This is a genomic window from Massilia sp. BKSP1R2A-1 (assembly GCF_050586525.1).
GTDB lineage: Bacteria > Pseudomonadota > Gammaproteobacteria > Burkholderiales > Burkholderiaceae_D > Telluria.
Genome location: NZ_JBOBRE010000006.1, coordinates 179097 through 204217, shown reverse-complemented (window position 1 = coordinate 204217; position 25121 = coordinate 179097). Strand labels below are relative to the sequence as shown.

Genomic DNA, 25121 nt, shown 5'->3' with positions numbered 1-25121 from the left:
GCAATGCTCCTCTTCGAAGATGACTCAGGACTGCTTCACGGTGCGGCGCCTTGGAGCGCCCTCTTTTTTCTGCGTGCTTCCGGTACGGATCTGGTGTTCGCCGACCAGGTAGGCGGCAATCGCCTCGGTGTGGCGGGCCGCCTTGGCGACGTTGGCCTTGTTGGAGGTCATGAGGGACACGGCCAGCGCCTCGATCACGGCCAGCGCCGCGCTGGCGCTGCTGGGCAGCACCGGGTGCGCGCTGTGCGCATACAGCACGTGGTGCCCGAGTTCGGCCAGGGGCGAAGCCGGGGAATCGGTGATCGAGACGACGGTGGCGCCGCTGTCGCGCGCGAAGCGGGTGAGCGAGACGGCGGCCAGCGTGTAGCGCGGCAGCGAGATCACCACCAGCACGTCCTTGTCGGTGATGGTGGCCAGCTGGCTGGCCGCGACCTCGGTGCCGCCCGCCGCCGCGACTTCGACCACATGGCGGCAGAAAGGCTGCAGGTGCATGGCCAGCGTGCCGGCCAGGAAGGTGGACAGGCCGAAGCCCAGCACGTAGACGGTGCGCGCCTTGGTCAATCCCGCGCCGATGCGGTCGAGCTTTGCCCCGGCCAGGTCGCGGCTGGTGGCGGTGATGGCCGCCTCGGCATAGCCCAGGCTTTCCAGCGCGGGCGAGGCGGGACGGCGCGCGATCGAGCTGCGCAGTTTCTCGACCGGCTGCAGCATCGACTGCAGGGTCTCGGCCACCGCGCCGCGCATCGCCGCGTAGTTCTTGAAGCCGAGGTCGCGTGCGAAGCGGCTGATGGTGGCGGAGGACACCTCGCAGGCCTCGGCCAGTTCCTCGATGCCCAGCGCCGTTACGCGCACCTGGTTGCGCAGCAGGTAGTCGGCGATGTTGCGATTGGAAGCCGAACCTTCGGACAGCATGCGCAGCAGCGACTGGCCGAGCGAGGACTCGGCGAAGCCGATATCGGGTGAAGCGTTGCGCAGGCTGGAAGGACTCATGTGTTTGCGAGGTGAATGGTTCTTTTATGACATGCAAAATTCAAAATATTTTCCAAATGTAATCAGCTTCTGTGGCAAACTCAACAGGAATTTGAAAAAATTCTTTCACTGATTCGGTTTGTGTAAAAAAACCTACATGCCCGCGGATGCCGATGCAAGCGGCATAAAAGCGGATGGAGACCTGCGCATGCATATACAGACACACCCGATCGCTTCCGAACCGGGCATGGCGATCTACCATCTCACTTCCTGCCATTACGGCGCTCCGTCCGGCGGCAAGAAGGCCTATATCCAGGCCTCGCTGCATGCGGACGAAGTGCCGGCCATGCTGGTAGCGCAGTTCCTGCGGCGCAAACTGGAGACGCTCGACGCCGAAGGCCGCATCCGTGGCGAGATCGTGCTGGTGCCGGCCGCGAATCCGATCGGCCTGTCGCAAGTGGTCCAGGGAACGCCCTTCGGTCGCTTCGACCTCGGCACCGGGGTGAACTTCAACCGCGCTTTCCGCCATGTCGCCGAAGACCTCAAGCACGCGCTGGCGGGCCGCCTCGGCCCGGATGAACAGGCCAATGTGGCCATGGTCCGCGCCGGGGCGCGCGAGGCCGTTGCGCGCTGGGAGCCGCAGGACCAGGCCGAGATACTCAAGAAGACCCTGCTGTCGATGGCGATCGACGCCGACATCGTGCTCGACCTGCATTGCGATAACGAAGCGCTGTTGCACGTGTATGCGGGAACGCCGCTGGCCGCCAAGGCCGCCGAACTGTCGGCCCTCCTGGGCGCGCGCGCCCTGCTGCTCTCGAGCGCCTCGGGCGGCGCGCCTTTCGACGAAGCGTGCAGCCGCCTGTGGTGGGAACTGGCCGAGCATGTCGGCCGCGATACGCCGGTACCGCCGGCCTGCATGGCGTTCACCGTTGAACTGCGCGGCGAAATGGACGTGCGCTACGAGCTCGCCGAGCAGGACGCCGACGCGCTGCTGCAGTTCCTCGCGCGCGAAGGCATGGTCGAGATGCCGCCAGCGCCCTTGCCGGCGGCCTTGTGCGCCGCAACGCCGCTGGCGGCCGTCGAGCCGCTGCACGCGCCACAGTCGGGCGTGCTGGTGTTCCTGAAGGCGCTCGGCGAGCATGTCGACGCGGGAGAAGCCGTGGCCGACATCGTCAATCCGGTGAGCGGCGCCACCGCCACCATTCGCGCTTCCACCGGCGGATTGCTGTTCGCCAGCACCGCCCACCGGCATCTGCAGCGCGGGATGCAGGTCTGCAAGATAGCGGGCACCACGCCCTTCCGTTCCGGCTCCCTGCTGAGCCAATGACAAGCGAGTGAGTCGATCATGCGTCTTCGAATGCCCAACACCTTCGTGCTGCTGTTCATCATCCTGGTCCTGATCGCGCTGGCGACCTGGCTCGTCCCCGGCGGGAAATACGAGACCCACCTGGTCGATGGCAGGCAGCTGGTCAACCCCGCGTCCTTCCATTATGTCGACAGCAAGCCGCAGGGCCTGGTGGCGCTGCTGAAGTCACCCATCAGGGGCTTCGTGGAGTCGGCCCAGATCATCGGCTTCGTCCTGTTCGTCGGCGGTGCGTTCGCGGTACTGCAGCGGACCGAGGCGATCGACACCGCGATCCGTTCCGTCGTGCGCGCCCATACGCGCTCGCAGCTGGTACGCACGCTCCTGATCCCTGTCTTCGTCACCATGTTCTCGCTGGGCGGCGCCACCTTCGGCATGAACGAGGAGGTGATCCCCTTCATCCTGATCTTCGTGCCGCTCGCGCTCGCGCTGGGCTACGACACCGTGACCGGTGTCTCGATTCCTTTCCTGGGTTCGCAGGTCGGCTTCGGCGCGGCCTTTCTCAATCCCTTCAATGTCGGCATCGCCCAGGGTATCGCGGGCGTGCCGGTGTTCTCGGGGATGGGTTATCGCCTGATCGTCTGGGCTTCGGCGACCCTGGTCACCATCGCCTTCCTGATGTGGTATGCGGCGCGCGTGAAACGCAACCCGGCCCTGAGCCCGACCTATGTGCTGGACCAGAGCAAGCGACAGGAGATGCCCGAGGTGTCCGCGCACGAGCACGAGCGCATGACGGGGCGCCATGCGGCGGTGCTGGGCATCTTCGCGCTGACCCTGGGCGCGATGGTGGTGGGCGTGGTGCAGTACGGCTGGTTCATCGACGAGATCGCAGCCCTGTTCCTGGCCATGGCCATCGTGGTGGGCCTGGTTGCGCGCCTCGGCGCCGACAACTGGGTGGCCGCCTTCATGCAGGGCGTGAAGGACCTGGCGCCGACCGCCCTCGTCATCGCGATCGCGCGCGCCACCATGGTGATCGCGCGCGAGGCCAACATCATCGACACCATGCTGCACGAACTGCTGCCGCTGGTGCAGTCGAGCCACCCGGTGTTCGCGGCCCAGAAGATGTACCTGATCCAGTCGGTGATCAACTTCTTCATCCATTCGGGCAGCGGCCAGGCCGCGCTGACGATGCCGATCATGGCGCCGCTCGCGGACCTGGTGGGGGTGTCGCGCCAGACCGCCATCCTCGCCTTCCAGCTGGGCGAACTGTCCACGCCGATGATCCCGACTTCCGGCATCACGGTCGGCGTGCTGGCGCTGGCGCGCATCCCCTGGCTGACCTGGGCGAAGTGGATGATCCCGCTGCAGCTGATCTACCTGGTACTGGCCCTGCTGCTGCTCATTCCGCCGGTCCTGATGGGATGGAACTGAGCGGCGCCTTGACAGTAGACCGTTGTCGGGACACATTGGAGACCCATCTCATCCAATCTTTCACCATGATCGATTTCTTCGTTGCCAGCGTCCATCACCTGATCGTCTTCGGCATCGCGGCCGTGCTGGCCGCCGAGCTGGCCCTGATGCGTCCCGCGGCGATGTCGCCGCACACGGTGCGCCTGCTGGGACGCTTCGATGCGGCTTACGGCCTGCTGGCGCTGGCCATCCTCGTCATCGGCTTCGGGCGGGTGTGGCACGGCGCCAAGGGGGCGGACTTCTACCTGGAAAACCCGCTGTTCTGGGCCAAGATCGCTGCCTTTGGCGTGGTCGGCATCCTGTCGATCCAGCCCACCATGCGTATCGCGGCCTGGCGCAAGCGCCTCAAGCTGGATGCCGCCTTCGTACCGCCGCAGGAAGAGATCGGCAAGCTGCGCCGCATCCTGCTGGCCGAGATCCACGTGTTCGCCCTGATCCCGATCTTTGCGGCGGCGATGGCGCGCGGGATCGGCTACTGAGCCGGCCGGCACGCCGGACATGAAAAAAGGGACAGGCATTCGCCTGTCCCTTCTTCATTGGCCGGCGGTCTGCGCCGCCTCTGCCACTCCCCCTACTCCATGATGCTTACGCGCCCAGGCGCTGCTCGAGCTGCTGCTTGGTATCCACCAGTTCCTGCGGCAGGCGGTAAGCCAGCTTCTCGAACAGTTCGCTGTGCAGCTTCAGTTCTTCGGTCCAGGCATCCTTGTCGATCGAGGTGATCTGGGTGAACTGCACTTCGGTGAACTCCACGCCTTCCCAGTTCAGGTCGCGGTAGTTCGGCGAGGTGCCGAAGATATGCTGCTGGCCTTGCGGCGCCGTGCCTTCGGCGCGGTCAAGCACCCACTTCAGCACGCGCATATTGTCGCCGTAGCCCGGCCACACGAAGCCGCCGTCCTCGCCGGTGCGGAACCAGTTGACGCAGAAGATCTTGGGCGCGGTGCCCTTGGCTTCGATTTTCTTGCCCAGGTCCAGCCAGTGCTGGAAGTAGTCGCTCATGTTGTAGCCGATGAAGGGCAGCATCGCGAACGGGTCGCGGCGCACGATGCCCATCTGGCCGGCGGCGGCGGCGGTGGTTTCCGAGCCCATGGTCGCGGCCATGTAGACGCCTTCGACCCAGTTGTTGGCTTCGGTGACCAGCGGCACGGTGGTCGAACGGCGGCCGCCGAAGATGAAGGCCGAGATCGGCACGCCGGCCGGATCGTCCCAGGCGGCATCGATGACCGGATTCTGGGTCGCGGCGACGGTGAAGCGCGCGTTCGGGTGGGCGGCCTTGGTCCCGAGGGCCGGGGTCCAGTCCTTGCCCTGCCAGTCGATCAGGTGTGCCGGGGCTTCCTTGGTCATGCCTTCCCACCAGACGTCGCCGTCGTCGGTCAGCGCGACGTTGGTGAAGATGACGTTCTCGCGCAGCGAGGCCATGCAGTTCGGGTTGGTCTTGTCGTTGGTGCCCGGGGCCACGCCGAAGTAGCCGGCTTCCGGGTTGATGGCGTACAGCTTGCCGTCCGCGCCCGGCTTGATCCAGGCGATGTCGTCGCCGATGGTGGTGACCTTCCAGCCGTCGAAGGCCTTCGGCGGGATCAGCATGGCGAAGTTGGTCTTGCCGCAGGCCGAGGGGAAGGCGGCCGCCACGTATTTCTTGTCGCCCTTCGGGGACTCGACGCCCAGGATCAGCATGTGCTCGGCGAGCCAGCCGGTGCCGCCCTGTTGTGCTTCCTGGTAGCCCATGTTCGAGGCGATGCGCAGTGCGAAGCACTTCTTGCCCAACAGCGCGTTGCCGCCGTAGCCCGAGCCGAAGGACCAGATCTCGCGGGTTTCCGGGTAGTGGACGATGTACTTGGTGGCGTTGCACGGCCACGGCACGTCCTTCTGGCCGGCGGCCAGCGGCATGCCGACGGTGTGCACGCAGGGCACGAAGTCGCCGTCACTGCCGAGCACGTCGAACACGGCCTTGCCCATGCGCGTCATGATGCGCATGTTGACGGCGACATAGGGCGAGTCGGACAGTTCGACGCCGATGTGGGCGATCGGCGAGCCCAGCGGGCCCATCGAGAACGGCACCACGTAGAGGGTACGGCCCGCCATGCAGCCGTCGAACAGGCCGTTCAGGGTGCGGCGCATCTCGGCCGGGTCCATCCAGTTATTGGTGGGGCCAGCCTGTTCCTTCGTTGCCGAGCAGATGTAGGTGCGGTCTTCGACGCGGGCCACGTCCGAGGGGTCCGACCAGGCCAGGTAGGAGTTCGGGCGCTTCGCCGGGTTGAGCTTCTTCATGGTGCCGGCTTCGACCATCTGCGCGCAGAGGCGGTCGTACTCTTCCTCGGAACCGTCGCACCAGTAGATGCTGTCAGGCTTCGTCAGGGCGGCGATGTCCGCCACCCAGTTGATGAGCTGCTGGTGTTTGACGTGAGCTGGAACGTTCAGTGCGGCGACGCCGCCCATCACGGGCTGGTTCATAGATACCTCCAATGCCAATTAAGAATACTGTCACGGCAGGATCGTCCGTCTGGCCGTGCCTTAGAATGGCTGGTCGCTCCAGCGGAGCGCGGCGGTGACGGCGGTCTTGTCGACGGCCTCGCAGGGAGACCGGAAAAGGTGCTGCAGGGGCCGGCACAAGCGTGTCAAACCCTCAAGAATTGGCCGATTGTACACCCGTAAAACGCCGATTTAGCTCTGCTACTACAAAAAAGTAGTCAAAATTGCCCGACTAATGTAGTAGGCTATTTATGATCTTTTTAGAAGCTGTTATTTCGCTACGCGCAGTCCCTTAACCAGAAGCAACTCACATGAAAATAGCTGTTCTCGACGATTTTCAGGACGCCGTGCGCGGCCTTTCCTGCTTCCGCCTGCTCGACGGCCACGAAGTGAAAGTGTTTAATAATTCAGCACGTGGGCTGGGACAGCTGGCGATCCGGCTGGCGCCCTACGAGGCCCTCGTGCTCATCCGCGAACGCACTGCCTTCCCTACCGCCCTGCTGGACCGGCTACCGAACCTGAAGCTGATCTCGCAGACCGGCAAGGTCAGCGGCCATATCGACGTGGCGGCGGCCACCGGACACGGCATCGCGATCGCCGAAGGCATCGGTTCGCCGGTAGCGCCGTCCGAACTGACCTGGGCCCTGATCATGGCCGCCAGCCGCAAGATCGTGCCTTATGCAAACAATCTGAAAGAAGGCTTGTGGCAGACGGCCTCGATCAACCCCGTGCTCAACGGCCTGGGCCGCTCGCTGCGCGGACGCACCCTGTCGATCTGGGGCTACGGCAAGATCGGGCGCCTGGTGGCGGGCTATGCGCGGGCTTTCGGGATGCGCGTGCTGGTGTGGGGGAGCGAAGGCAGCCGCCAGGCTGCCCGGGACGACGGTTTCGAGGCGGCGGTCTCGCGCGAGGCCCTGTTCACCCAGGCGGACGTGTTGACGGTGCACCTGCGCCTGCTCGATGCCACGCGCGGCATCGTGAAAGCCGAGGATTTCGCGCGCATGAAGCCGGATGCCCTGTTCGTGAATACCAGCCGCGCCGAACTGGTCGAGGAAGGGGCGCTGGAGCAGGCCCTGCGTTCAGGCCGTCCGGGCTATGCCGCGCTGGATGTGTTCAGCAATGAACCCTTGAAGCCGGACTCGCCGCTGCTGCGCATCCCGACGGTGCTGGCGACGCCGCACCTGGGCTATGTGGAACAGGACAGCTACGAGATCTATTTCCAGACGGCCTTCGAGAACGTGGTGCGCTTCGCCGCGGGGCAGCCGGACAATATCCTCAACCCCGAGGCATTGGGCAAGCGCTAGCTTTCCTGCTTTACTTCAGGCTCGCCGGTGAAGCTGGGCCGGCGCAGCGGCATCACGTGGGCGCCGCTCCACAGCCCTGCCCAGCCGGGTGGCCAGCCGATGGCCGGACCCGCATAGGGCTGCAGGCCGGCGCGCACCGGCACCACCGGCACCGGCGGCGCCTCGATGAGCTTGCCGTCCGCCGGGCGCTCCATATTGAGGCTGTACATATAGCCGGGCAGCAGCAGATCGCAGACCTGGGCGAACCAGGCCGTGTGGTCTTCGTCGCGGCCCAGCGCCTGCGCCAGACCCTGCGGATCGAACTTCGCCAGCGCGTGGATGAGTTCTTCGGTGGTCGCGCCCGGCGAATCGCCCCAGCCCATCACGGGGTTGTTGTTGTAGTCCGCGCCCGAGCCATACCAGCCTTCGCGCCAGGTGCGCTGCATCCAGTTGCGCGGGCCCGTGAATAAATGCCAGCGCCAGTGCAGGCCGGAGGGCTTGGGCCAGGAATACAGATACAGCTTCTGGTAGCCGGCCTTGTGCAGCGCGCGCACCACGTCCATCAGGCGCGCATGCGGCATGCGGTCCGGCGGCGCGCGGCGGAACAGGATCGGTTCGCCATCCGCGTGCTGCACCTCGTCACTGGACAGGTTCAGGTCGAGGGTGCGCTGCTCGCTGCCGAAGCGCGCCGAGATCCACCCCGTCAGGAGATTGACGTGGGTGATCACGCCATAGCCTCGATGGCGGTGGAAAATGACGGTGCCTGGTGCGACGGCTTTCATGGGAATAAGACGGTGAAAGGTGGAAAGTAGGGACGAGTCTACTCATCCGATCCGGACGATTCTAGCGCAGTCACATATGGATACACTACCGTTTGAGGCTATCATTACCCACCTTTTTTCTGCACGTGGACAAACCAACATGACTTTGCGAATCATCGCCACCGGCGGCACTTTCGATAAACACTACAATGAACTGAACGGCGTGCTCGGCTTTGCCGAAAGCCACCTGCCGGCCGTGATCGCGCGCTCGCGCATGACCGTGCCGTGCGAGCTGGAGGTGCTGCCCCTGCTCGACTCGCTCGACATGCAGGACCCGGACCGCCAGCGCGTACTGGCTTCCTGCCAGGCTGCAAAAGAGAAGGCCATCGTGATCATCCACGGCACCGACACCATGCGCGAAACGGCGGCCGTGCTGGGCGGCGCAGACCTCGGCCAGACCGTCGTGCTCACCGGCGCCATGATCCCCTACGAGATCGCCAATTCGGACGCCCTGTTCAACCTCGGCTTCGCCTGCGGCGTGGCGCAAACCCTGCCGGCAGGCGTCTACGTCGCCATGAATGGCCAGGTTTTCCCATGGGATAACGTCACCAAGAACCGCGCGGCCGGCGTGTTCCAGCAGCTTTAAGCATCTGCTTTTTCCGCAGGGCAGCCGCGCGCTGCCCCGTGCGGCCTCTTCCTATACTGCCCTCTTCGAATGTGCAAGGAGGAGAGAGCAATGAGCGAGCAGCGTCCCATCCTGACCACCCGCCAGGGTCACCCCGTCAGCGACAACCAGTCCTTGCGCTCGGTGGGCGAACGTGGTCCGGCCACGCTCGAGAATTACCAGTTCATCGAAAAGATCACGCACTTCGACCGCGAGCGCATTCCGGAACGCGTGGTGCATGCGCGCGGCACCGGCGCCCACGGCTATTTCGAAGCCTATGGCACCATCGGCGGCGAGCCGGCCGGCAAGTACACCCGGGCGCGTGTGCTGAACGAGGTCGGCGTGCAGACCCCGGTGTTCGTGCGCTTCTCGACCGTGATCGGCGCCAGGGAATCGCCCGAGACGGCGCGCGATCCGCGCGGCTTCGCCATCAAGTTCAAGACCGTCGATGGCAACTGGGACTTGGTGGGCAATAACCTGAAAGTCTTCTTCATCCGCGATGCGATCAAGTTCCCGGACATGATCCACGCCTTCAAGCCCGACCCGGTCACCAACCAGCAGGAGCCCTGGCGCTTCTACGATTTTATTTGCAGCCATCCCGAAGCGCTGCACGTGATTACCTGGGTCAAGAGCCCATGGGGCATTCCCGCGACCTACCGCGAGATGGAAGGCTCCGGCGTGAACACCTATAAGCTGGTCAACGACCAGGGTGTGGCCCACCTCGTGAAGTTCCATTTCGAACCGAAGCAGGGCGTGCGCAACCTTACCGCGCAACAGGCCGCCGAGATCCAGGCCCAGGACACCAGCCACGCCACGCGCGACCTCTACGATGCGATCGAGCGCGGCGACTTCCCCGAATGGGAGTTCTGCGTGCAGATCATGAGCGACGGCGAGCACCCCGAGCTCGACTTCGATCCGCTGGACGACACCAAGCGCTGGCCGGAAGACCAGTTCCCGCTGCTGCCGGTGGGCCGCCTGGTCCTCAACAAGAATCCGGACAACGTCTTCGCGGAAACCGAGCAATCGGCCTTCGGCACCGGCGTGCTGGTCGACGGCATCGACTTCTCGGACGACAAGATGCTGCAGGGCCGCACCCTCTCCTATTCCGACACCCAGCGCTACCGCGTCGGGCCGAACTACCTGCAGCTGCCGATCAACCAGCCGCAGGCGGGCGCGGCGGCGCGCACCAACCAGCGCGACGGCCAGATGACCTTCTACGTGGACGGCCGCGGAGAGGACAAGCACATCAACTACGAGCCGAGCCTGATGGGCGGCTACCGGGAAGCGCCCAAGCCCGGGAAGGAATACCACCAGTGGGTCGAAGGCCACCTGGGCCGCTACCAGACCACCCGCACGGCGGACGACTACGCCCAGGCCGGCGCGCGCTACCGTACCTTCGAGGACTGGGAGCGCGACGACCTCGTCAACAATGTCGGCGGCGACCTGAGGAAATGTCCGGAGCCGATACAGCTGCGCATGGTGTGGCACCTGTGGCACTGCGACGAGGACTACGGCCGCCGCGTGGCGGAAGTGGCGGGCATCGACCTGGAGAAGGCCAGGGCGCTGCCGCCGCTGCCGGGCAAGCCGGCCCCGCACGAGAAGCGGCAGGGGCCGACCTATTCGAGCGGCAAGCTCGAGCGTGGCGACGGGGGAAGCCGGGAACCGGCCACCAGCGAAGAAGTCGCCACGAAGTAAAGGAGATGAAAGCGCCGGCGACGGCGCTTTCACTTTATGCCTGCGGCTTCGCCTTGCGACGGCGCGCCAGGCCCATGCCTGCCACGCCGGCAGCCAGGATCGCCATGCTTGCAGGCTCCGGAACCTCGTCCGGGATCTCGGCGCTGTTGACGTTCAGGATATCGAAGGCCCAGTGGCCATCGCGCTTGTCGCCTTCGGCGTCGACGAAGCCATCGCGGAAATCGCGATTTCCGAAACCGTCGAATTCGAAGCCATCGGCCAGGTCGCCATTCGAAAAATTATCGAACTGCTGGATCGTCACAATGTAGTTGCCGGCAGCCAGCTCACGGGTGAAGTTCACGTCGAAGCAGGCGCCGGTCACGGCATCGCCATCGACCAGGGAGCAACCGGCATCGTCCTGTTCGTCGATGCGCACGCCGTCTGCCGAGAACAGGGCCAGGATCGGATCGAAGCCACCGCGCCCGATGGCCTGCCCGGCCGCGTTCACGCCGCCCGCATAGGACCAGCTGCGCAGGGTCACGGTCGATGTTTCGGCCAGCGTGAAGTTAAAACGCTGCACATCGTTATCGTAGGTGAAGTTGCCGGTGAAGGAGATGTTGTCGGCGTGGGCGATCGAGGCGAATCCGAACAGGGCGAGTGTGACGAGTTTCTTGAGTTTCATTACAGCGGCTCCTTTGGAGAGTTGGTCAAAAGTACGCCGCCGACTTTTAGCAAAGAGTATGCCTGCCCGCTAAGTCAATGTTAAATAAGGGAAAATGTTTCATGGCACAATCGAAATGTAAAACTGCTCGACAGTACCATTTGAGAGAGCTTACCCGGACTGCATATGCAGCCCGGATGAAGCGGTGAATCAGGCCTTGGCTTCGCCGCCCAGGGCCTCGACGACGTCGGCCAGCAGCTTGGCCAGCTCGCCCGTCATCAGGGTGATGTCGTTGTCGAAACGCTCGTCGTCGCTGTAGGTGACGGCTTCGCCTTCCTTGATCACGTCCAGCGGCTTGATGCTCTTGATCGCCAGCGACTCGGTCAGCACGAAGCTGATGCGGTCGTTCCAGGTCATGGCCAGGCGGGTGCACTGCTTGCCGGCGGCGATGTGGCGGCGGATGTCGTCCGGCTCCAGGGTGTGCTTCACGTAGCGCACGGCCGCGCGGCTTTCGCCGGTGGCGCGCAGTTCGGTGTCCTGGTCGATGGTGAAGCCATACGGCGCTTCGTCGGCTTCCAGCCAGCCGGTCATGACGGCCACCGGGGATTTCTGCACGCGCAGCGATTCGAGCGGCATGCGGTCCACGGCTTTCAGCAGCATCTTGATGACGTCGTCCGCTTTTGCCGGGCTGGCGGCGTCGACCACCAGCCAGCCGTTGACCGGGTCGATCCAGACCCAGACGTTGCTGCGGATCGAGAAGGCGCGCGGCAGCAGTTCGTCGGCCACGCGTTCCTTCAGGTCCTTCATTGCCTTCTTGCCCGGCGGGAAGCCCTGCTGTTCTTCCAGCTCGGCGGCCTTGGCCTTGGCGACCTGGTTGATGACCGAGCTCGGCAGCAGCTTCTTCTCGCTGCCCAGCATCATCAGCATCTGCTTGTTGACGACGTGGACCAGCTTGCCGTTACCGCGTGGCGAATCCCAGCCCTGGCGCAGCAGTTCGTTGCTGCTGGCGGGCGTGAAAGCCTGCGACTGCAGCGCTTCTTCCATCTGTTCCGGGTTGAATGCCCAGGGAGCGGGCAGGCGATAAATCTGGAGATTCTTGAACCACATACGCGTGTTATCCGATTGTTTGCAAAATTCTGGGGAACGACATTCTAGCTGCTCAGCGGCAATCCAAGCCGGCAGCGGTGGGAAAAAAGTTAATCTGTTGTCGGGTCGCCAACGGCCTCGACGATGGCTTCCGGCATGGTGTCATCGAACAGGCGCAGCTGCTCGACCGTCTCGGTATCGCCCAGCCGCACCCCGACGCCCAACAGGCGCACGGGGCGGCTGGCGCGGGCCCAGCCGGTCTCCATGAGACGCGCATAGGTCGGAATATGTGGCGCATAGCCAACACACTCCACCGTCGTCTGCTGGAAGTCCGAGAACTTGATTTTCACGAAAAGCTTGTTGATGAACTTTTCGGCACCGTTGCGCTTGATACGGCCGAGCAAGTGCTCGTAGAGGTCAGGCAGGAGCTTCAGGCAGCTGTCCAGGTCGGGTACGTCCGGTGTATACGTTTCCTCGGTGCTGATCGACTTGCGCTCGCGCGAGGTGTTCACTTCGCGCGTATCGACGCCGCGGCAGAGGCTATACAAACGGTAGCCGAAGCTGCCGAAGTGCTCGGTCAGCCGCTCGATGGGCCAGCTGCGCATGTCGCCGCAGGTCTGCAGGCCGAGCCGGTTCATCTTCTCGGCCGTCACCTTGCCCACGCCATACAGCTTCTTGACCGGCAACGCGGCCACGAAGGCGTCGACCTCTTCCGGGCGGACCAGGAACAGGCCGTCCGGCTTGTTCCAGTCGCTGGCAATCTTGGCCACGAACTTGTTCGGCGCCACGCCGGCCGAGGCGGTGATGCCGACGGTCTCGAAAATGCGGCGCCGGATCTCCTGCGCGATCAGGGTGGCGCTGCCCTTGCAGTGCGGCGAATCGGTGACGTCGAGGTAGGCTTCGTCGAGCGAGAGCGGCTCCACCAGTTCCGTATAGTCGCGGTAGATGTCCATGATCTGGCGCGAGGCGATCCGGTATTTTTCCATTGCCGGCGGGATCACCAGCAGGCCCGGGCACAGCTTCATGGCCTGGGCCGTGGCCATGGCCGAATGGATGCCGAAGCGGCGCGCCTCGTAGTTGCAGGTGGCGATCACGCCGCGCTGGTCGGGACGGCCGCCGACGGCGAGCGGACGCCCGCGCAGCGAAGGATCGTCGCGCATCTCGACCGATGCATAGAAACAGTCGCAATCGCAGTGGATGATTTTACGGAGCGGAGCGTTCACACGGGCGGCGGGGGCGACTACTGTAATTGCATACAGTATCGGTGCAAAGTGGAGTTTCTGCAATACCGTAGGGTGGACGGCTTCGCCGTCCGGGCGTTCGACTATCCGATGCACTGACGCGCACAGATTATTCACCGACTGTTTGAACGCGCGTTCGTAATTCCGGGCACCTGCCCGAAATTACCCCGTCCACGCTACGAAAAAGCGGAATTCAACACCCCAAAAAAAAAGAACGCGCGGCATGCCGCGCGTTCCCGGATGAAGGCGGCGCAAGGGGAGCAGCGCCGCTTCGTCCTCGACTGTTACCAGCTCAGCTTCAGGCTGTACTTGCCGCTGGTCGAGCCGGTGCCGCCGCTGTAGTACACCACGCGCACGTAGCGGGTCGACGCTGCGGTGCCGGTGTTGGCGCTGGTGACGCTGTCCACCGCGCCGGCCGGGTTTTCGCTGGCGCCCAGCTGGGTGCCGGAGCTGTTGTACACGTACAGGTCGTAGTCGGCGGTGCTGCTGCCCGGGGTCATGGTGGCGCTCAGGGTTTTGCCGGCCGGCAGGTCTACGCGGAAGTAGTCCGTGTCGGTGGTGCTGCCCAGATTGCCGTTGACGGTGGTGCCGGTGGTCGAGATCAGGTTGGCGGTGCCGGTCGTGTTGTTCGACTCCGTCTCATTGATCGTCGGGCCGGTCGGCGTGGTGCCGCCGCCGATTGCCGCGTTCACGGCGGCGGTGGCGTCCACGATGCCGGTGCCGCAGCCCGAGCAGGTCGCCGGGAAGGCGCGCGCGGTCGACTTCAGCATGCTTTCCACCTGGTCCGGGGTCAGGGTCGACTTGGCCGCGAACATCAGGGCGGCGACGCCGGCCACGTGCGGGGTGGCCATCGAGGTGCCCTGGTAGCCGGCGTAGTTGTCGGCGCCCGGCGCGTTGGTGCCCGCGTTCAGGGTCGAGATCACGCTGTAGCTGCCGTCGCCGCCCGGGGCTGCGACGTCGACCAGGGTGCCGTAGTTCGAGTACGACGCACGGCCGCCGGTCTTGCCGGTCGCCGCGACCGCGACCACGCCCGAGCAGTTCGCCGGGCTGGCGTTGCTGACGTTCATGTTGTCGTTGCCGGCCGCCACCACCACCACCGCGCCGCGCGAGCGGGCGCCGTTGATGGCGTTCTGGGTCGTTGCATCGCAGGCGCCGCCGCCGCCCAGCGACAGGTTCAGCACCTTGGCCTTGTTGGCATTGGCCGGCACGCCGCTCACGGTGCCGCCCGAAGACCAGGTGATCGCGTCGGCGATATCCGAGGTGTAGCCGCCGCACTTGCCGAGCACGCGCACCGGCACGATCTTGGCGTTGTACGCCACGCCGGCCACGCCCAGGCTGTTGTTGGTGCGTGCGGCCACGGTGCCGGCCACGTGGGTGCCGTGCCAGCTCGAGTTCGAGGCCGGCGAGCCGGCGTAGCATTCGCCCGCGACCACGCGGTCGCCCGGGTCGCTCGCATCGGTGTCGCGGCCGTTGCCGTCGTTGCCGATGGTGGCGCTGCTGATGAAGTCATAGCCCTGCAGGATCTGGCCGCTCAGGTCGGCGTGCGGACGGTAGCCGGTGTCGATCACGGCCACGACCACGCCGGTGCCGGTGGACAGGTCCCAGGCGGTCGGCAGGCGCAGGCCGCCGACCGAGTCGGTGTAGTGCCACTGCTGGGCGTAATACGGGTCATTCGCCGTCGCCATGTGGGTCATGATGCGGTCAGGCTCGGCGTACTCGATGTTCGGATCGCGCGCCATCATCTCGGCGGCCAGCTTCTTCACCTCGTTCAGGTGCTTGCGGCCATTGAGCTTGAAAACACGGGCGCCGGTCGAGATCGCGTGGCTCTCGCTGACCAGCATGCCGAACTCCTGGCCGGCGCGCTCGAGGCGGGCCTTGCGGTCGGCGCTCAGGGCGGTGGCGACACGCGCCTGGGCCTGGCCGACGGCCTTCGATGCCGGGACGGCATCCTTGTACTTCACGATAATGCGATCAGTCTCCAGGATGAACTTCTGCTCCGCCGCTCCGGCCGCCGTGGCGGCAAGCGCCAGCGAGACCGCAGCACACATCTTCAACATGGCAGGATGAATCGAACGCGTTTGCTTCATGTTTCTTCCTCATTGTGATGTTTTCCGTCAAGCGAAATGACCCTCGCCTGTGTCGTTGTAAACGGTATCAACCCTGGGACAAACCGCGGGTCAAACCCGTGCCGTCTGAATGCGGCGAAATGAGCGTACTCCGAAAGGAAGAGCTTGCGCGCGACAATTCGATACAATTTCGGCGTATTAACAACACTAGACGGCCCCAATGTTGAAGAAACCTATTTTCTTCGGCGAAACGTTAAATTTGGCAAATATCGTACGCCACAATTATATTGACGTTTATCAAAGCAGCTTGCTCAGCAATAAGGTATAGGGCTACTCAGCCGCCGCAGCTGGAGGTATCCCATTTCCAGTTGTTGGTGAACGGGTCGAGTACCCGGGGAGCTTCCCAGCGTTCGGTATGGCCGTTCGCGAAGGTGCGCACGCAGCTGCCGTTGACGCAGCGGTTGGTGCAGGCCAAGGTCCGGCCGCGTGGCGGCGCCGACGGACGGGACTGGGCCGCGCGCTCTTTCGCCAAAGCTGTCTGAGCGAAGACCTTGTCGAAGGACGCCGGCTTCGACCGTGGTCCCCGGTTCTCGAACGTTTCGACGATCTTGCATGCCTCTCCCGGCGCCGACTGTTCGCGGCATTGCGCCAGCGCCACCTTTTCGGCCTGCACCCGGTCGGTCTCGAGCTGGTGGAAGGAGTAGCTCGGCGACGCCGCGGTGACGCGCGTCCACGCGCCCCACTTCGTCAAGACCTCGCACTTGGCCGCGGCATCCTTCAGGTCCGCCGCGCATCCGTCCAGGGCGGCCTGACGTGCCTTCGCCTCGCTGCTGTAGCGATAGGCATAGAACTGCGCCAGCAACTGCCCCTCGGCGCTCCTGGCGTAGGCCCAGGCGAGCCATTCGCCGCCGGGCTCCCAATACAGTGCGTTGAACTTGCAGCCCTTGGCCTGCTTGCGGCACGCCTTCATGGCTTCGTCACGCGCCTTTTCCGGCGTGTCGCGCATGACGGCCGTCGTCGTCGTCGGGCTCTTGGCGATGGCGATCGCCGCGGGATCGCTGCTCCATGCCAGCAGCTTGCAATCCGGCCCGCGTTCGCGGCATCCGGCCAGGGCTTCGAGCTTCGTCTCCTCGAGGTCCTTTCCTTCCGTGACGGTGAAGGTATGACCGTTCGACGAACTGGCCACCGCAACGGCGGCAGAGGCGGAGCCGGCACCAAGGGCCAAGGCCAGGAAGGAAGAAGCAAGGATGCGATGGAAATTCATGATGACTCTCGTGATTGCGGGAGTCACCATCATTTCCCGAGAGCATCTTTTTCGCCAGACCATCTGCGACGGATGCGGCAAATTCCGGAATGGACAGGCCATTCCGGGGAATACGTTCACATCTGGCGCAGGGCCGGCTGGGATTGGAAGCCGGCGCTGACCTGCAGCACCTCGGGCCGGCCTTTCAGGCGGATCTCGACCTGCCCCTCGCGGCGGTAGATCGCTTCGATGCGGCGGCGGTTGACGATGGCGCCCCTACTGACCTGGATGAACTCTTCCGGGTCGAGCTGGGCCGCCAGGTCCTTCACGGGCACCCGGATCAGGGCTTCGACCTGGCTGGTGGCTACCCTGGTGTACTTGGCGTCGGACTGGAAGAAGATCACCTCGTCGACGGTGATCACGCGCACCATGCTGCCGACCGAGGCCTGGATCCAGGACAGGTAGCGCGGCGCCTGCACGGACGCTGCGGCCGGCGCCTGCTGCGCGGCCGGCGCCGCGGGCTGCTCGAGCCGGCTGCGCAGCCGTTCGATCGTCTCCAGCAGACGCCCCCGGTTGAGCGGCTTGACCAGGTAGTCGACCGCGCCGACGTCGAAGGCGTCCAGCGCATGCTGACCGTAGGCCGTCAGGAAGACGATGGCGGTGCCGGGCGGACGCATGCGGGCGACGTCCAGGCCGGTCGCCTTGGGCATATTGATGTCGAGGAAGGCGACGTCCGGCGCATGCTGGCGCAGCGCGGCCAGGGTCGCCGCACCGTCGCCCGTTTCGGCCACGACGACGAGTTCCGGCCACAGGTCGGCCAGCGCCTCCTTCAGTTCGGCCAGCAGCAGCGGTTCGTCTTCGGCCAGCAATGCGGTGGGCATGTTCAGTCTTTCCTTTCCTGGAGGGGGATCACGATGGTGGCGGTGAAGCCGGCGCCCGGCTCGGCGCCGACCTCCAGCCAGGCCGCGGTGCCGAACATGGCCTCGAGGCGCTGGCGGATGTTCGACAGGCCGACGCCGGTGCCGCCCACGCTCGACAGGCCGGCGCCGTTGTCGGCCACGCGCAGGCGCAGCTGGCCGCCAGCCACGCTGGCCGACAGCACGATCTCGCCCTGCTCGCTGCCCGCGATGCCGTGCTTGATGGCGTTCTCGACCAGCGAGATCAGCATCGCCGGCGGGAAGGGATGCTCGAGCAGCTCGTCGGGCAGGATGAAGCGGTAGGCCAGGCGCTCGCCCATGCGGATCTTCATGATGGCGAGGTAGTGCATGGCCAGGTCCATCTCGCGCACCACGGTCGAGTCCTCGGCGCGCAGGTCGTCCATGGCGCTGCGCAGGTAGGCGATCAGGTGGTCGAGCATGTCTTCGCCGGCCTCGACGCTGCTGCGGTAGAGGTGGCGCACGTTGGCCAGGGTGTTGAACAGGAAGTGCGGTTCGATCTGGGCCTGCAGGATGCGCAGCTGGGTTTCGACGGCGCGGCCATGCAATGCGTCGCGCTGGCGCTCGGCCGACACCTTCGCCAACTGGTCGCGCAGGGGCGCCAGCAGCTGGGTGTCGATATATTGCATTTGCGCGAGGGCGTCGAGCGGCGTGGCGAACAGCGCGAGCTTGTGCCAGCCGCCGCGCAGGACGGAACGCGCGAGCACGTTCTGGCCACCGCCATCGTTCAGGCGTACGCACACCAGCAGCTTCATCGGGCAGTTGGTCCACACCAGTTCATACTCCGGGCTGCCGTCCAGCTCGCGGACCAGCAGGCGTGGATGCGGGGTGTACCACTGGCGGCCGAGGCCCGGCATGGTCCGGTCGGTCAAGCGTTCCAGCATCGACGTAAGCACCTGGCGCAAGTCGCCGGCATCGGCGCCAACGACGAGCACGCGCTGCGTGAGGCTGCCATCCGCCGCGGCCAGCACGGCGCCAGGCGTCTTGCTGAGCGCATGCAGCCGCCAGGCGCCGACCAGCATGGTCAGCGCGGGAAGCATCAGTACGGACATGAGCAGCGAAAACCAGCTGCCTTCGTCAAAAACGTAGGCCAGTACCTCCTGTTGCGTCTCATGGTCGCCCATGACGCCCATCAGGACCAGCATGCAACAGCCGACGACGGCTACAGTCACTGCGAGCATCAGCATTTCGGCCAGCGCCTGCAACTGCAGGGCGAGGGCGTACCGGGCCAGGAGGCCGGCAGTCTGCCGTCCGCGACCGAAACGCACCGCGAAGCCGATATAGACGAGTTGCACCGCGAGCAGGGTCAGGAAGCCGCTGAACTCGCGATGCGGAATCTTCCATCCATATGGGAGCCAGTCGGCCAAAAGGGAGACGCCGGCGACAACGGTGCCTGATAGAGCGGCCAACACGAGGCCGGTAAGAATCAGAACACTGACCAGGCTGGATTTTGCTTGCGTGAATAAGGTAGACATCGACATTCCAGGAAAGTGACGGGAATCGACATCTTTACTAGGCGCAACATTATGCACCAGCCCCGCTGCGACGGACATGGCAGTTATCGGAATGGATGCGCCTTTCGCGGGAATCCAACAAAAAAGGCCGCGCAGTGCGCGGCCTCCTTGCGGCTCAGTTCAAGGCTCAGAAATTGCCCTTGACCTGGATGCCCCACTGGCGCGGCTCGTTGGTGAAGCCGGTCAGATTGTTGAAGTCGATGGCGCCGGTAATGCGGCGCTGGTCGAGCACATTGCGGCCGAAGGCAGCGACTTCATACTTGCCGCCACCGAAGATGTAACCCAGGCGCACGCCACCTTCCGTCAGCGGCGCGCCGGTGAACTCGGTCGCCTCGTACAGGAAGAAGTTGATCTTGCTGCGGTAGGACCAGTCGGTGAAGAAGTACAGCTCGCCGTCGGCGAACGGCACGCCGTAGCGGGCGGTCGCGTTCAGGGTCCAGCGCGGCGCCTGCGGCAGTGCATTGCCGTCGATGACGACGCGGCCGGCGGCGTTGACCGGATCGGTCACGGTGCACTGCGCGCACTTGTTGACCGACAGGCTGCCGTCGCGGATCTGGGTGTAGTTGTAGCTCGCGCCGGCGCTCACGCGCAGGGCGGTGCTGACGGCCGCTTCGAAGTCGAACTCGGCGCCCTTGCCCTTGGTCTTGTCGGCATTGATCAGGCGGTTGACGTTCGAGTTGCCGCCCACCACGGTCAGCTGCTGGTCCTTGACGGTGTAGTCGTAGATCGAGAACGAGGTGCGTGCGCGGCGCTCGAACAGGTCGGCCTTCAGGCCCAGCTCGTACGAGGTGATGGTTTCCGAATCGGCGACGGTGATCGGCACCGCGGCCGATGCGGCGGCGATACTCGGCGCGCGGAAGCCGGTGGCGACGCGGCCGTAGACGTTCACGGCGTCATTCAGCTTGTAGGTGGCCGACAGGTCCCAGTTGATCTTGTCCTGCGAGGTAGCGACCGAACGCGGGCCGATCTGGGCGACGTTCTCGTTGACCAGGGTGGCGAAGTCCTTCTCGTCCTTGGTGTAGCGCACGCCGCCGCGCACGGTCCAGGCCGGGCTGATGGTGTAGTTCACCGAGGCGAAGGCCGCCCAGGCTTCGTTCTTCTGGTTGCTGACCAGGCGCGAGGTGCGGGCGCCGGCATCGTTGAAGTTGTCGCTGCCGCCGGTCGCGTCTTCGTCGAAGAAGTACAGGCCGGTCTGCCAGTTCAGCGGGCCGCTGTTCTGCGACTCGATGCGGAATTCCTGGCTCCACTGGTCGAGATTGGTGATGTAGCCGCCGGTCTGGACCTGGAAGGGGATGAAGCCCGGGCCGCCTGGCGTGCCGCCGTCGATGTCGCCGCGGCTGTAGTAGTCGCTGACGTGCTCGAAGCCGGTCACCGAGAACAGGCGCACGCTGCCCAGGTCCCAGGACAGGCGCAGGTTGGCGCCGTTGGACTTCAGGCTCTGGAAGTTGTCGGCGTTGGTGACGATGCTGTCGAGGTCGTAGCCTGGAACGACCTTGTTCGAGCCTTTCTGGATCAGGTTGGCGCGGAACAGGCGGGCGGAGCCCTGGGTCTGGCGCTGGTGCACGTTCAGCAGGGCGTTGAAGCTGCTGCCCGGGCTGTACAGGACCTGGATGCGCTCGGCGTGCTCGTTGTAGCCGTCCAGCTCGCCGCGCTTGCGGGTCATGGCCACGTCGCTGTAGTTCTTGACGTAGTCGTCGCGGTGCTGGCCGGTGGCCGACACGCGCATCGCCCATTTGTCGTTCAGCGGGATGTTCACGGCGCCTTCGGCGTTGGCGGTGGTGTGGGTCGCGTAGGAGGCGTTGACATAGCCTTCCGACTTGCCCAGCTTCGGCTTCTCGGATTCGAACTTCACGACGCCGGCCGGGGTGTTGCGGCCGAACAGGGTGCCCTGCGGGCCGCGCAGCACTTCGACGCTGGCCAGGTCGAAGATCGGGAAGCCTTTCAGGATCGGGTTTTCCTGCACCACGTCGTCATACACCAGCGAGACCGGCTGCGAGGCGAAGGTGTTGAAGTCGGTGTTGCCGTAGCCGCGGATGTAGAAGCGCGGGAAGGTACGGCCGTTGGAGGATTCGACGTTCAGGCTCGGGACCTTGCCGGCCAGCAGGCGGATATCGTCGCCGCCGGACACCAGCACGTCGAGCTTGTCGCCCTTGAGGGCGGTGACGGACACCGGAACTTCGCGGATGTTTTCAGTGCGGCGCTGCGCCGTCACGGTGACGGTCTGCAGTTCGGGAGCCTTCTCGGTCGCGGTGGTCTGGGCCTGGGCCGGCAGGGCGGCGGCCAGGGCCAGCGGTGCGGCGAGCACGCGCTTGTGCATCTTGGACATCTTGATCATGGAAAGTCTTTCCTAACGATTGATAAAAGAACCGATGTCCCCGTTCTCTCTTATCGGCGCGGCCAGGGATGTCCAGCTGGCGGCGCGGGCGCTTATGGCGCGCCCGTCGGCAGCGCATCTCTTGTGGATGTCTTAATCTTGCCGACTTATAAAGGCGGTATTGTCAGTGATGAATATGTCGATTTGCAAGAAATACACGACAGAAGCGCGCGTTTTACAACACATATGCATCAAGGCTCGATGACGATCGCACGAAAGTCGTTGACGTTGGTGCGCGTGGGGCCGGTGACGATCAATTGGCTGAGCGCTGAGAAGAAGCCGTAGCCGTCGTTGTCCGCCAGGCGGCTTCTCGCATCCAGGCCCAGGGCTTGCGCGGCCGCCAAGGTATCGGGGGCGAGCCAGGCGCCGGCGTTGTCTTCGGTGCCGTCGATGCCGTCGGTATCCGCAGCCAGGGCGTGCACACCGGGCAGGCCATCGAGGGCGACGGCCAGGGCCAGCAGGAATTCGGCGTTGCGCCCTCCCCTTCCTCCGCCGCGGACGGTGACGCTGGTCTCGCCGCCGGACAGGATCACGCAGGGACGCGCGGCCGGCTGGCCGTATTGCAGGACCTGGCGCGCGATCGCGGCGTGCACCAGGGCGACCTCGCGCGCCTCCCCTTCCAGGCTGGAGGACAGGATCACGGGCGTGTAGCCGGCGGCGCGCGCCAGCTGCGCGGCGGCGTCGAGTGACTGCTGGGCGGTGACGATGACGTGCACCGCGTTGCCGGACAGGCGCGGATCATCGGGTCGGGGCGCGGCCGATGCCGGGTCGGCCAGCACCGCGCGCACGGCGCTCGAGGCGTTGATGCCATACTTGTCGAGGATGGCGAGCGCATCTTCGCCGGTGCTGCCGTCGGGCACGGTCGGGCCCGATGCGACCACGGCCGGGTCGTCGCCCGGCACGTCCGACACCACCAGGGTGACCACGCGCGCTGGATGACAGGACAAAGCCAGGCGGCCACCCTTGATGGACGACAGGTGGCGCCGCACGCAATTCATCTCGCCGATCGGCGCCCCACTGCGCAGCAGCGCCTTGTTGATCGCGCGCTTCTCGTCGAAACCGATGCCGGGCGCCGGCAGGGAAAGAAGAGCCGAGCCGCCGCCGGACATCAGGCAGATCACCAGGTCGTCCGGCCCGAGATCGCTCGCCAGCGCCAGCATGCGGCGGGCTGCCGTCTCGCCCGCTTCGTCCGGCAAGGGATGGCCGGCCTCGACCACCTCGATATGGCGGGTTGGGGCGCCGTGGCCGTAGCGGGTCACCACCAGGCCGGACAGTTCGCCCTGCCAGTGCCGCTCGACCGCCTCAGCCATGCGCGCGGCGGCCTTGCCGGCGCCCAGCACCAGGGTGCGTCCTTTGGGCGGGGGCGGCAGGTGCGGCGCGATCAGGTCGAACGGATCGGCTGCCTGCAGGGCGGCGTCGAACAGGCGGTGCAGCAAAGGGTGTGCGGTGCGCATGGTGGTGGTCTCGTTGAGCTGAACCACGATGGTTGCACAAAAGCGCATGGACCGTAAAAAACTGCCAATTTCGTCCGTTCCACATTTTTTTCGAAAAACCCTTGCACACCTCGAATTCCACCCTCTATAATTCGGGCCTCTTCGGACGCAATGACAAGCGTCAGACAGAAACCTCTGAATAGAGAACGGGCGCTTAGCTCAGTTGGTAGAGCGGATCCCTTACAAGGATTAGGTCGGGAGTTCGAGCCTCTCAGCGCCCACCAGCCAGTTCAGATGGTTGATCGAAGTAATGATCAGAGTAAACGGAGCGGTAGTTCAGTTGGTTAGAATACCGGCCTGTCACGCCGGGGGTCGCGGGTTCGAGCCCCGTCCGCTCCGCCAGTATCAAAGGAAAGGGTCCGATTCGTCGGACCCTTTTTCTTTTCTATCAAAGTGTTCTCCCCTGCGGGAGAACACGGGCCATGGGCTCGAAGGGATTGCCTTGCAAGGCAATCCGCGGCCCGCGGGACGTGGGCGAGCCCCGTCCGCTCCGCCAGTATCAAAGGAAAGGGTCCGATTCGTCGGACCCTTTTTCTTTTCTATCAGAGTGTTCTCCCCTGCGGGAGAACACGGGCCATGGGCTCGAAGGGATTGCCTTACAAGGCAATCCGCGGCCCGCGGGACGTGGGCGAGCCCCGTCAGAGTCGTCGAAACATCTACCGTTTTTTTCATCAGGCACGGCGCGCCTGCGGCTGTCCCACTTCCACGCGATCTCTTCCTCCGCTCTTCGCGGCATACAGAGCGTGATCGGCACGGGCCAAGGCCGCACTTAGTTCCTCATTCGGATCCAGTACCACGACACCGATACTCACCGTCATGATGTACGGCGTGCCGCTCGTGATCACCGTCGCATCGCGCACCGCCAGGCGCAGGCGCTCGGCGGCCTGCAGCGCGCCATCCAGGCCGGTATTCGGCAGCACCATCGCGAACTCCTCGCCGCCCAGGCGCCCCACCATTTCGTGACTGCGCAGGGTGGCGCGCGCGGTGCGGGCGAAGACGGTCAAGGCTTCGTCGCCGCTGGCGTGGCCGAAGCGGTCGTTGATCTGCTTGAAGTGGTCGATGTCCATCATCGCCATGGCCAGCGGCTGGCGCTGGCGCAGCGCAGCCTGGCGCGCCCCTTCGGCGCGCTCGAGGAAGGCAGCGCGGTTCGGCAGGCCGGTGAGACTGTCAGTGGTGGCCATGCGCGCCATCTCGGCATCGTCCTTCTGCTTGCACAGCAGCAGAAAGCCGAAGCCGTTGACGATCATGAGAAGGTAACCGGCAAGGTAGGCGGTCTCCTGCGCCTGCTTTCCCAGCGGCGCATCGCCGGCCAGGCTGCTGGCGGCCCACCAGGCCACCGAAACCGCGAACAGGGCATCGTTGGCGCCGATGATCCGCTGCAGTAGGGAGGCGCGGCGGCTGGGACGCAGCAGGATCCAGGCCATGCCGGCCGCGAACAGGGCGACGACGCCGGCCACCAGGGCGGTGAGATAACCGACCGGCGCACCGGCGCTGCCCGCCGCCAGCACGATGGCCAGCGCCAGCGCGCTAACCGGCAGCAGCACGCGGCGCCAGCGCTCCAGGCCGAAGAAGATGCAATAGGCGGCGATCTCGAGCGCAACTGCGAGGATCCAACCCGCGCCCTCGAGGCCATGAAGCGCCGGCACGGCCAGGTAGCCGCGCGACCAGCCCAGCAGCTGGCACAGGCCCATGCCGAAGCGCGCCCACATCCACAGGCGCAGGCCGGGGCTGGGTGCGGCGCCATGGGTATAACCCGCCATCAGAATAGCGAAGGCGACGTTGCCCAGGCCGAGCGCCAGCAGGAAGGAAGGAATGTCGATCACCGATCGTCCCTCGGCAATACGCGCAGCTGTCTCGGAATCATGTTATAAGAGTAATATATATTGCCTTAAAGAATTATCTTACACGTTTTTGTTTACTT

General features: G+C 64.9%; 19 protein-coding genes and 2 tRNA genes. 8 read left to right on the top strand and 13 right to left on the bottom strand.

The window, feature by feature from the left end; translation table 11 throughout:
* Positions 1 to 24: 24 nt before the first annotated feature.
* Positions 25 to 987: a MurR/RpiR family transcriptional regulator gene (locus tag ACQ7JA_RS11650; protein ID WP_430897771.1), complete on the bottom strand. Its 963-nt coding sequence runs from the start codon at positions 985 to 987 to the stop codon at positions 25 to 27.
* Positions 988 to 1174: 187 nt separating this feature from the next.
* Between ACQ7JA_RS11650 and ACQ7JA_RS11645 the strand changes: the two genes are divergently transcribed.
* The 3 genes from ACQ7JA_RS11645 (at position 1175) to ACQ7JA_RS11635 (ending at position 4218) form a co-directional block, all read left to right on the top strand.
* Positions 1175 to 2293 carry a succinylglutamate desuccinylase/aspartoacylase family protein gene (locus ACQ7JA_RS11645; protein WP_430897769.1) on the top strand — a complete coding sequence of 373 codons (1119 nt, stop codon included), beginning with the start codon at positions 1175 to 1177 and terminating at the stop codon, positions 2291 to 2293.
* A 30-nt stretch (positions 2294 to 2323) separates the two neighbouring features.
* A complete protein-coding gene (locus tag ACQ7JA_RS11640; protein WP_430897767.1) occupies positions 2324 to 3700 on the top strand; it encodes a YfcC family protein in 1377 nt (458 codons plus the stop codon).
* Positions 3701 to 3765: 65 nt separating this feature from the next.
* Positions 3766 to 4218: a DUF2214 family protein gene (locus ACQ7JA_RS11635; protein WP_430897765.1), complete on the top strand. Its 453-nt coding sequence runs from the start codon at positions 3766 to 3768 to the stop codon at positions 4216 to 4218.
* 106 nt (positions 4219 to 4324) lie between these two features.
* Here ACQ7JA_RS11635 and ACQ7JA_RS11630 read toward each other — a convergent pair whose 3' ends face one another.
* Positions 4325 to 6187, bottom strand: a complete 1863-nt coding sequence (locus ACQ7JA_RS11630) for a phosphoenolpyruvate carboxykinase (GTP) (protein ID WP_430897763.1) — start codon at positions 6185 to 6187, stop codon at positions 4325 to 4327.
* A gap of 329 nt (positions 6188 to 6516) precedes the next feature.
* On the opposite strand from ACQ7JA_RS11630, the gene ACQ7JA_RS11625 reads away from it, so the two are divergent.
* A complete protein-coding gene (locus ACQ7JA_RS11625; RefSeq protein WP_430897761.1) occupies positions 6517 to 7509 on the top strand; it encodes a D-2-hydroxyacid dehydrogenase family protein in 993 nt (330 codons plus the stop codon).
* Here ACQ7JA_RS11625 and ACQ7JA_RS11620 read toward each other — a convergent pair.
* Positions 7506 to 8270: an L-asparaginase gene (locus tag ACQ7JA_RS11620; RefSeq protein WP_430897759.1), complete on the bottom strand. Its 765-nt coding sequence runs from the start codon at positions 8268 to 8270 to the stop codon at positions 7506 to 7508. The two genes, ACQ7JA_RS11625 and ACQ7JA_RS11620, sit on opposite strands and share 4 nt — an antisense overlap.
* Positions 8271 to 8409: 139 nt before the next feature.
* Between ACQ7JA_RS11620 and ACQ7JA_RS11615 the strand changes: the two genes are divergently transcribed.
* On the top strand, positions 8410 to 8895 hold the full coding sequence (locus ACQ7JA_RS11615) for an asparaginase domain-containing protein (RefSeq protein WP_430897757.1): 486 nt from the start codon (positions 8410 to 8412) through the stop codon (positions 8893 to 8895).
* A 90-nt stretch (positions 8896 to 8985) separates the two neighbouring features.
* On the top strand, positions 8986 to 10608 hold the full coding sequence (locus ACQ7JA_RS11610; RefSeq protein ID WP_430897755.1) for a catalase: 1623 nt from the start codon (positions 8986 to 8988) through the stop codon (positions 10606 to 10608).
* 34 nt (positions 10609 to 10642) lie between these two features.
* On the opposite strand, the gene ACQ7JA_RS11605 is transcribed toward ACQ7JA_RS11610, so the two are convergent.
* From ACQ7JA_RS11605 to ACQ7JA_RS11565, 9 genes are all read right to left on the bottom strand, one after another.
* Entirely contained in the window at positions 10643 to 11269 is a 627-nt protein-coding gene (locus ACQ7JA_RS11605; RefSeq protein WP_430897753.1) for a DVUA0089 family protein, read from the bottom strand.
* A 189-nt stretch (positions 11270 to 11458) separates the two neighbouring features.
* Entirely contained in the window at positions 11459 to 12355 is an 897-nt protein-coding gene (locus ACQ7JA_RS11600) for a recombination-associated protein RdgC (protein ID WP_258827364.1), read from the bottom strand.
* A gap of 89 nt (positions 12356 to 12444) precedes the next feature.
* Positions 12445 to 13536 carry a DNA polymerase IV gene (dinB, locus tag ACQ7JA_RS11595; protein WP_430897945.1) on the bottom strand — a complete coding sequence of 364 codons (1092 nt, stop codon included), beginning with the start codon at positions 13534 to 13536 and terminating at the stop codon, positions 12445 to 12447.
* Between the two features lie 323 nt (positions 13537 to 13859).
* Positions 13860 to 15662 (bottom strand): S8 family serine peptidase, encoded by a 1803-nt coding sequence (locus ACQ7JA_RS11590; protein ID WP_430897750.1) that lies wholly within the window; start codon positions 15660 to 15662, stop codon positions 13860 to 13862.
* Positions 15663 to 15975: 313 nt separating this feature from the next.
* Positions 15976 to 16905 carry a DUF4189 domain-containing protein gene (locus ACQ7JA_RS11585; protein ID WP_430897748.1) on the bottom strand — a complete coding sequence of 310 codons (930 nt, stop codon included), beginning with the start codon at positions 16903 to 16905 and terminating at the stop codon, positions 15976 to 15978.
* Positions 16906 to 17021: 116 nt separating this feature from the next.
* A complete protein-coding gene (locus ACQ7JA_RS11580) occupies positions 17022 to 17765 on the bottom strand; it encodes a LytR/AlgR family response regulator transcription factor (RefSeq protein ID WP_430897746.1) in 744 nt (247 codons plus the stop codon).
* 2 nt (positions 17766 to 17767) lie between these two features.
* The gene (locus tag ACQ7JA_RS11575) at positions 17768 to 19186 is read right to left on the bottom strand and encodes a sensor histidine kinase (RefSeq protein WP_430897744.1); all 1419 of its coding nucleotides are present in this window, start codon (positions 19184 to 19186) and stop codon (positions 17768 to 17770) included.
* A gap of 274 nt (positions 19187 to 19460) precedes the next feature.
* Complete coding sequence (locus tag ACQ7JA_RS11570) at positions 19461 to 21668, bottom strand: TonB-dependent receptor (RefSeq protein WP_430897742.1); 2208 nt, start codon at positions 21666 to 21668, stop codon at positions 19461 to 19463.
* A gap of 230 nt (positions 21669 to 21898) precedes the next feature.
* Positions 21899 to 23161: a glycerate kinase type-2 family protein gene (locus tag ACQ7JA_RS11565; RefSeq protein WP_430897740.1), complete on the bottom strand. Its 1263-nt coding sequence runs from the start codon at positions 23159 to 23161 to the stop codon at positions 21899 to 21901.
* Positions 23162 to 23348: 187 nt separating this feature from the next.
* On the opposite strand from ACQ7JA_RS11565, the gene ACQ7JA_RS11560 reads away from it, so the two are divergent.
* Both ACQ7JA_RS11560 and ACQ7JA_RS11555 read left to right on the top strand, forming a co-directional pair.
* Positions 23349 to 23424, top strand: a tRNA-Val gene (locus tag ACQ7JA_RS11560).
* A 41-nt stretch (positions 23425 to 23465) separates the two neighbouring features.
* A tRNA-Asp gene (locus ACQ7JA_RS11555) sits at positions 23466 to 23542 on the top strand.
* A 329-nt stretch (positions 23543 to 23871) separates the two neighbouring features.
* On the opposite strand, the gene ACQ7JA_RS11550 is transcribed toward ACQ7JA_RS11555, so the two are convergent.
* Positions 23872 to 25023 (bottom strand): diguanylate cyclase, encoded by a 1152-nt coding sequence (locus ACQ7JA_RS11550; RefSeq protein WP_430897738.1) that lies wholly within the window; start codon positions 25021 to 25023, stop codon positions 23872 to 23874.
* Between the last annotated feature and the right edge of the window lie 98 nt (positions 25024 to 25121).

What these genes read in the sequence shown, in the direction of transcription:
- ACQ7JA_RS11630 (WP_430897763.1), bottom strand. Translation starts at nt 6,187, where the DNA reads ATGAACCAGCCCGTGATGGGCGGCGTCGCCGCACTGAACGTTCCAGCT.
- ACQ7JA_RS11610 (WP_430897755.1), top strand. Translation starts at nt 8,986, where the DNA reads ATGAGCGAGCAGCGTCCCATCCTGACCACCCGCCAGGGTCACCCCGTC.
- ACQ7JA_RS11645 (WP_430897769.1), top strand. Translation starts at nt 1,175, where the DNA reads ATGCATATACAGACACACCCGATCGCTTCCGAACCGGGCATGGCGATC.
- ACQ7JA_RS11590 (WP_430897750.1), bottom strand. Translation starts at nt 15,662, where the DNA reads ATGAAGCAAACGCGTTCGATTCATCCTGCCATGTTGAAGATGTGTGCT.
- ACQ7JA_RS11620 (WP_430897759.1), bottom strand. Translation starts at nt 8,270, where the DNA reads ATGAAAGCCGTCGCACCAGGCACCGTCATTTTCCACCGCCATCGAGGC.
- ACQ7JA_RS11565 (WP_430897740.1), bottom strand. Translation starts at nt 23,161, where the DNA reads ATGCGCACCGCACACCCTTTGCTGCACCGCCTGTTCGACGCCGCCCTG.
- ACQ7JA_RS11580 (WP_430897746.1), bottom strand. Translation starts at nt 17,765, where the DNA reads ATGCCCACCGCATTGCTGGCCGAAGACGAACCGCTGCTGCTGGCCGAA.
- ACQ7JA_RS11640 (WP_430897767.1), top strand. Translation starts at nt 2,324, where the DNA reads ATGCCCAACACCTTCGTGCTGCTGTTCATCATCCTGGTCCTGATCGCG.
- ACQ7JA_RS11605 (WP_430897753.1), bottom strand. Translation starts at nt 11,269, where the DNA reads ATGAAACTCAAGAAACTCGTCACACTCGCCCTGTTCGGATTCGCCTCG.
- ACQ7JA_RS11615 (WP_430897757.1), top strand. Translation starts at nt 8,410, where the DNA reads ATGACTTTGCGAATCATCGCCACCGGCGGCACTTTCGATAAACACTAC.
- ACQ7JA_RS11585 (WP_430897748.1), bottom strand. Translation starts at nt 16,905, where the DNA reads ATGAATTTCCATCGCATCCTTGCTTCTTCCTTCCTGGCCTTGGCCCTT.
- ACQ7JA_RS11650 (WP_430897771.1), bottom strand. Translation starts at nt 987, where the DNA reads ATGAGTCCTTCCAGCCTGCGCAACGCTTCACCCGATATCGGCTTCGCC.
- ACQ7JA_RS11570 (WP_430897742.1), bottom strand. Translation starts at nt 21,668, where the DNA reads ATGATCAAGATGTCCAAGATGCACAAGCGCGTGCTCGCCGCACCGCTG.
- ACQ7JA_RS11635 (WP_430897765.1), top strand. Translation starts at nt 3,766, where the DNA reads ATGATCGATTTCTTCGTTGCCAGCGTCCATCACCTGATCGTCTTCGGC.
- ACQ7JA_RS11625 (WP_430897761.1), top strand. Translation starts at nt 6,517, where the DNA reads ATGAAAATAGCTGTTCTCGACGATTTTCAGGACGCCGTGCGCGGCCTT.
- ACQ7JA_RS11600 (WP_258827364.1), bottom strand. Translation starts at nt 12,355, where the DNA reads ATGTGGTTCAAGAATCTCCAGATTTATCGCCTGCCCGCTCCCTGGGCA.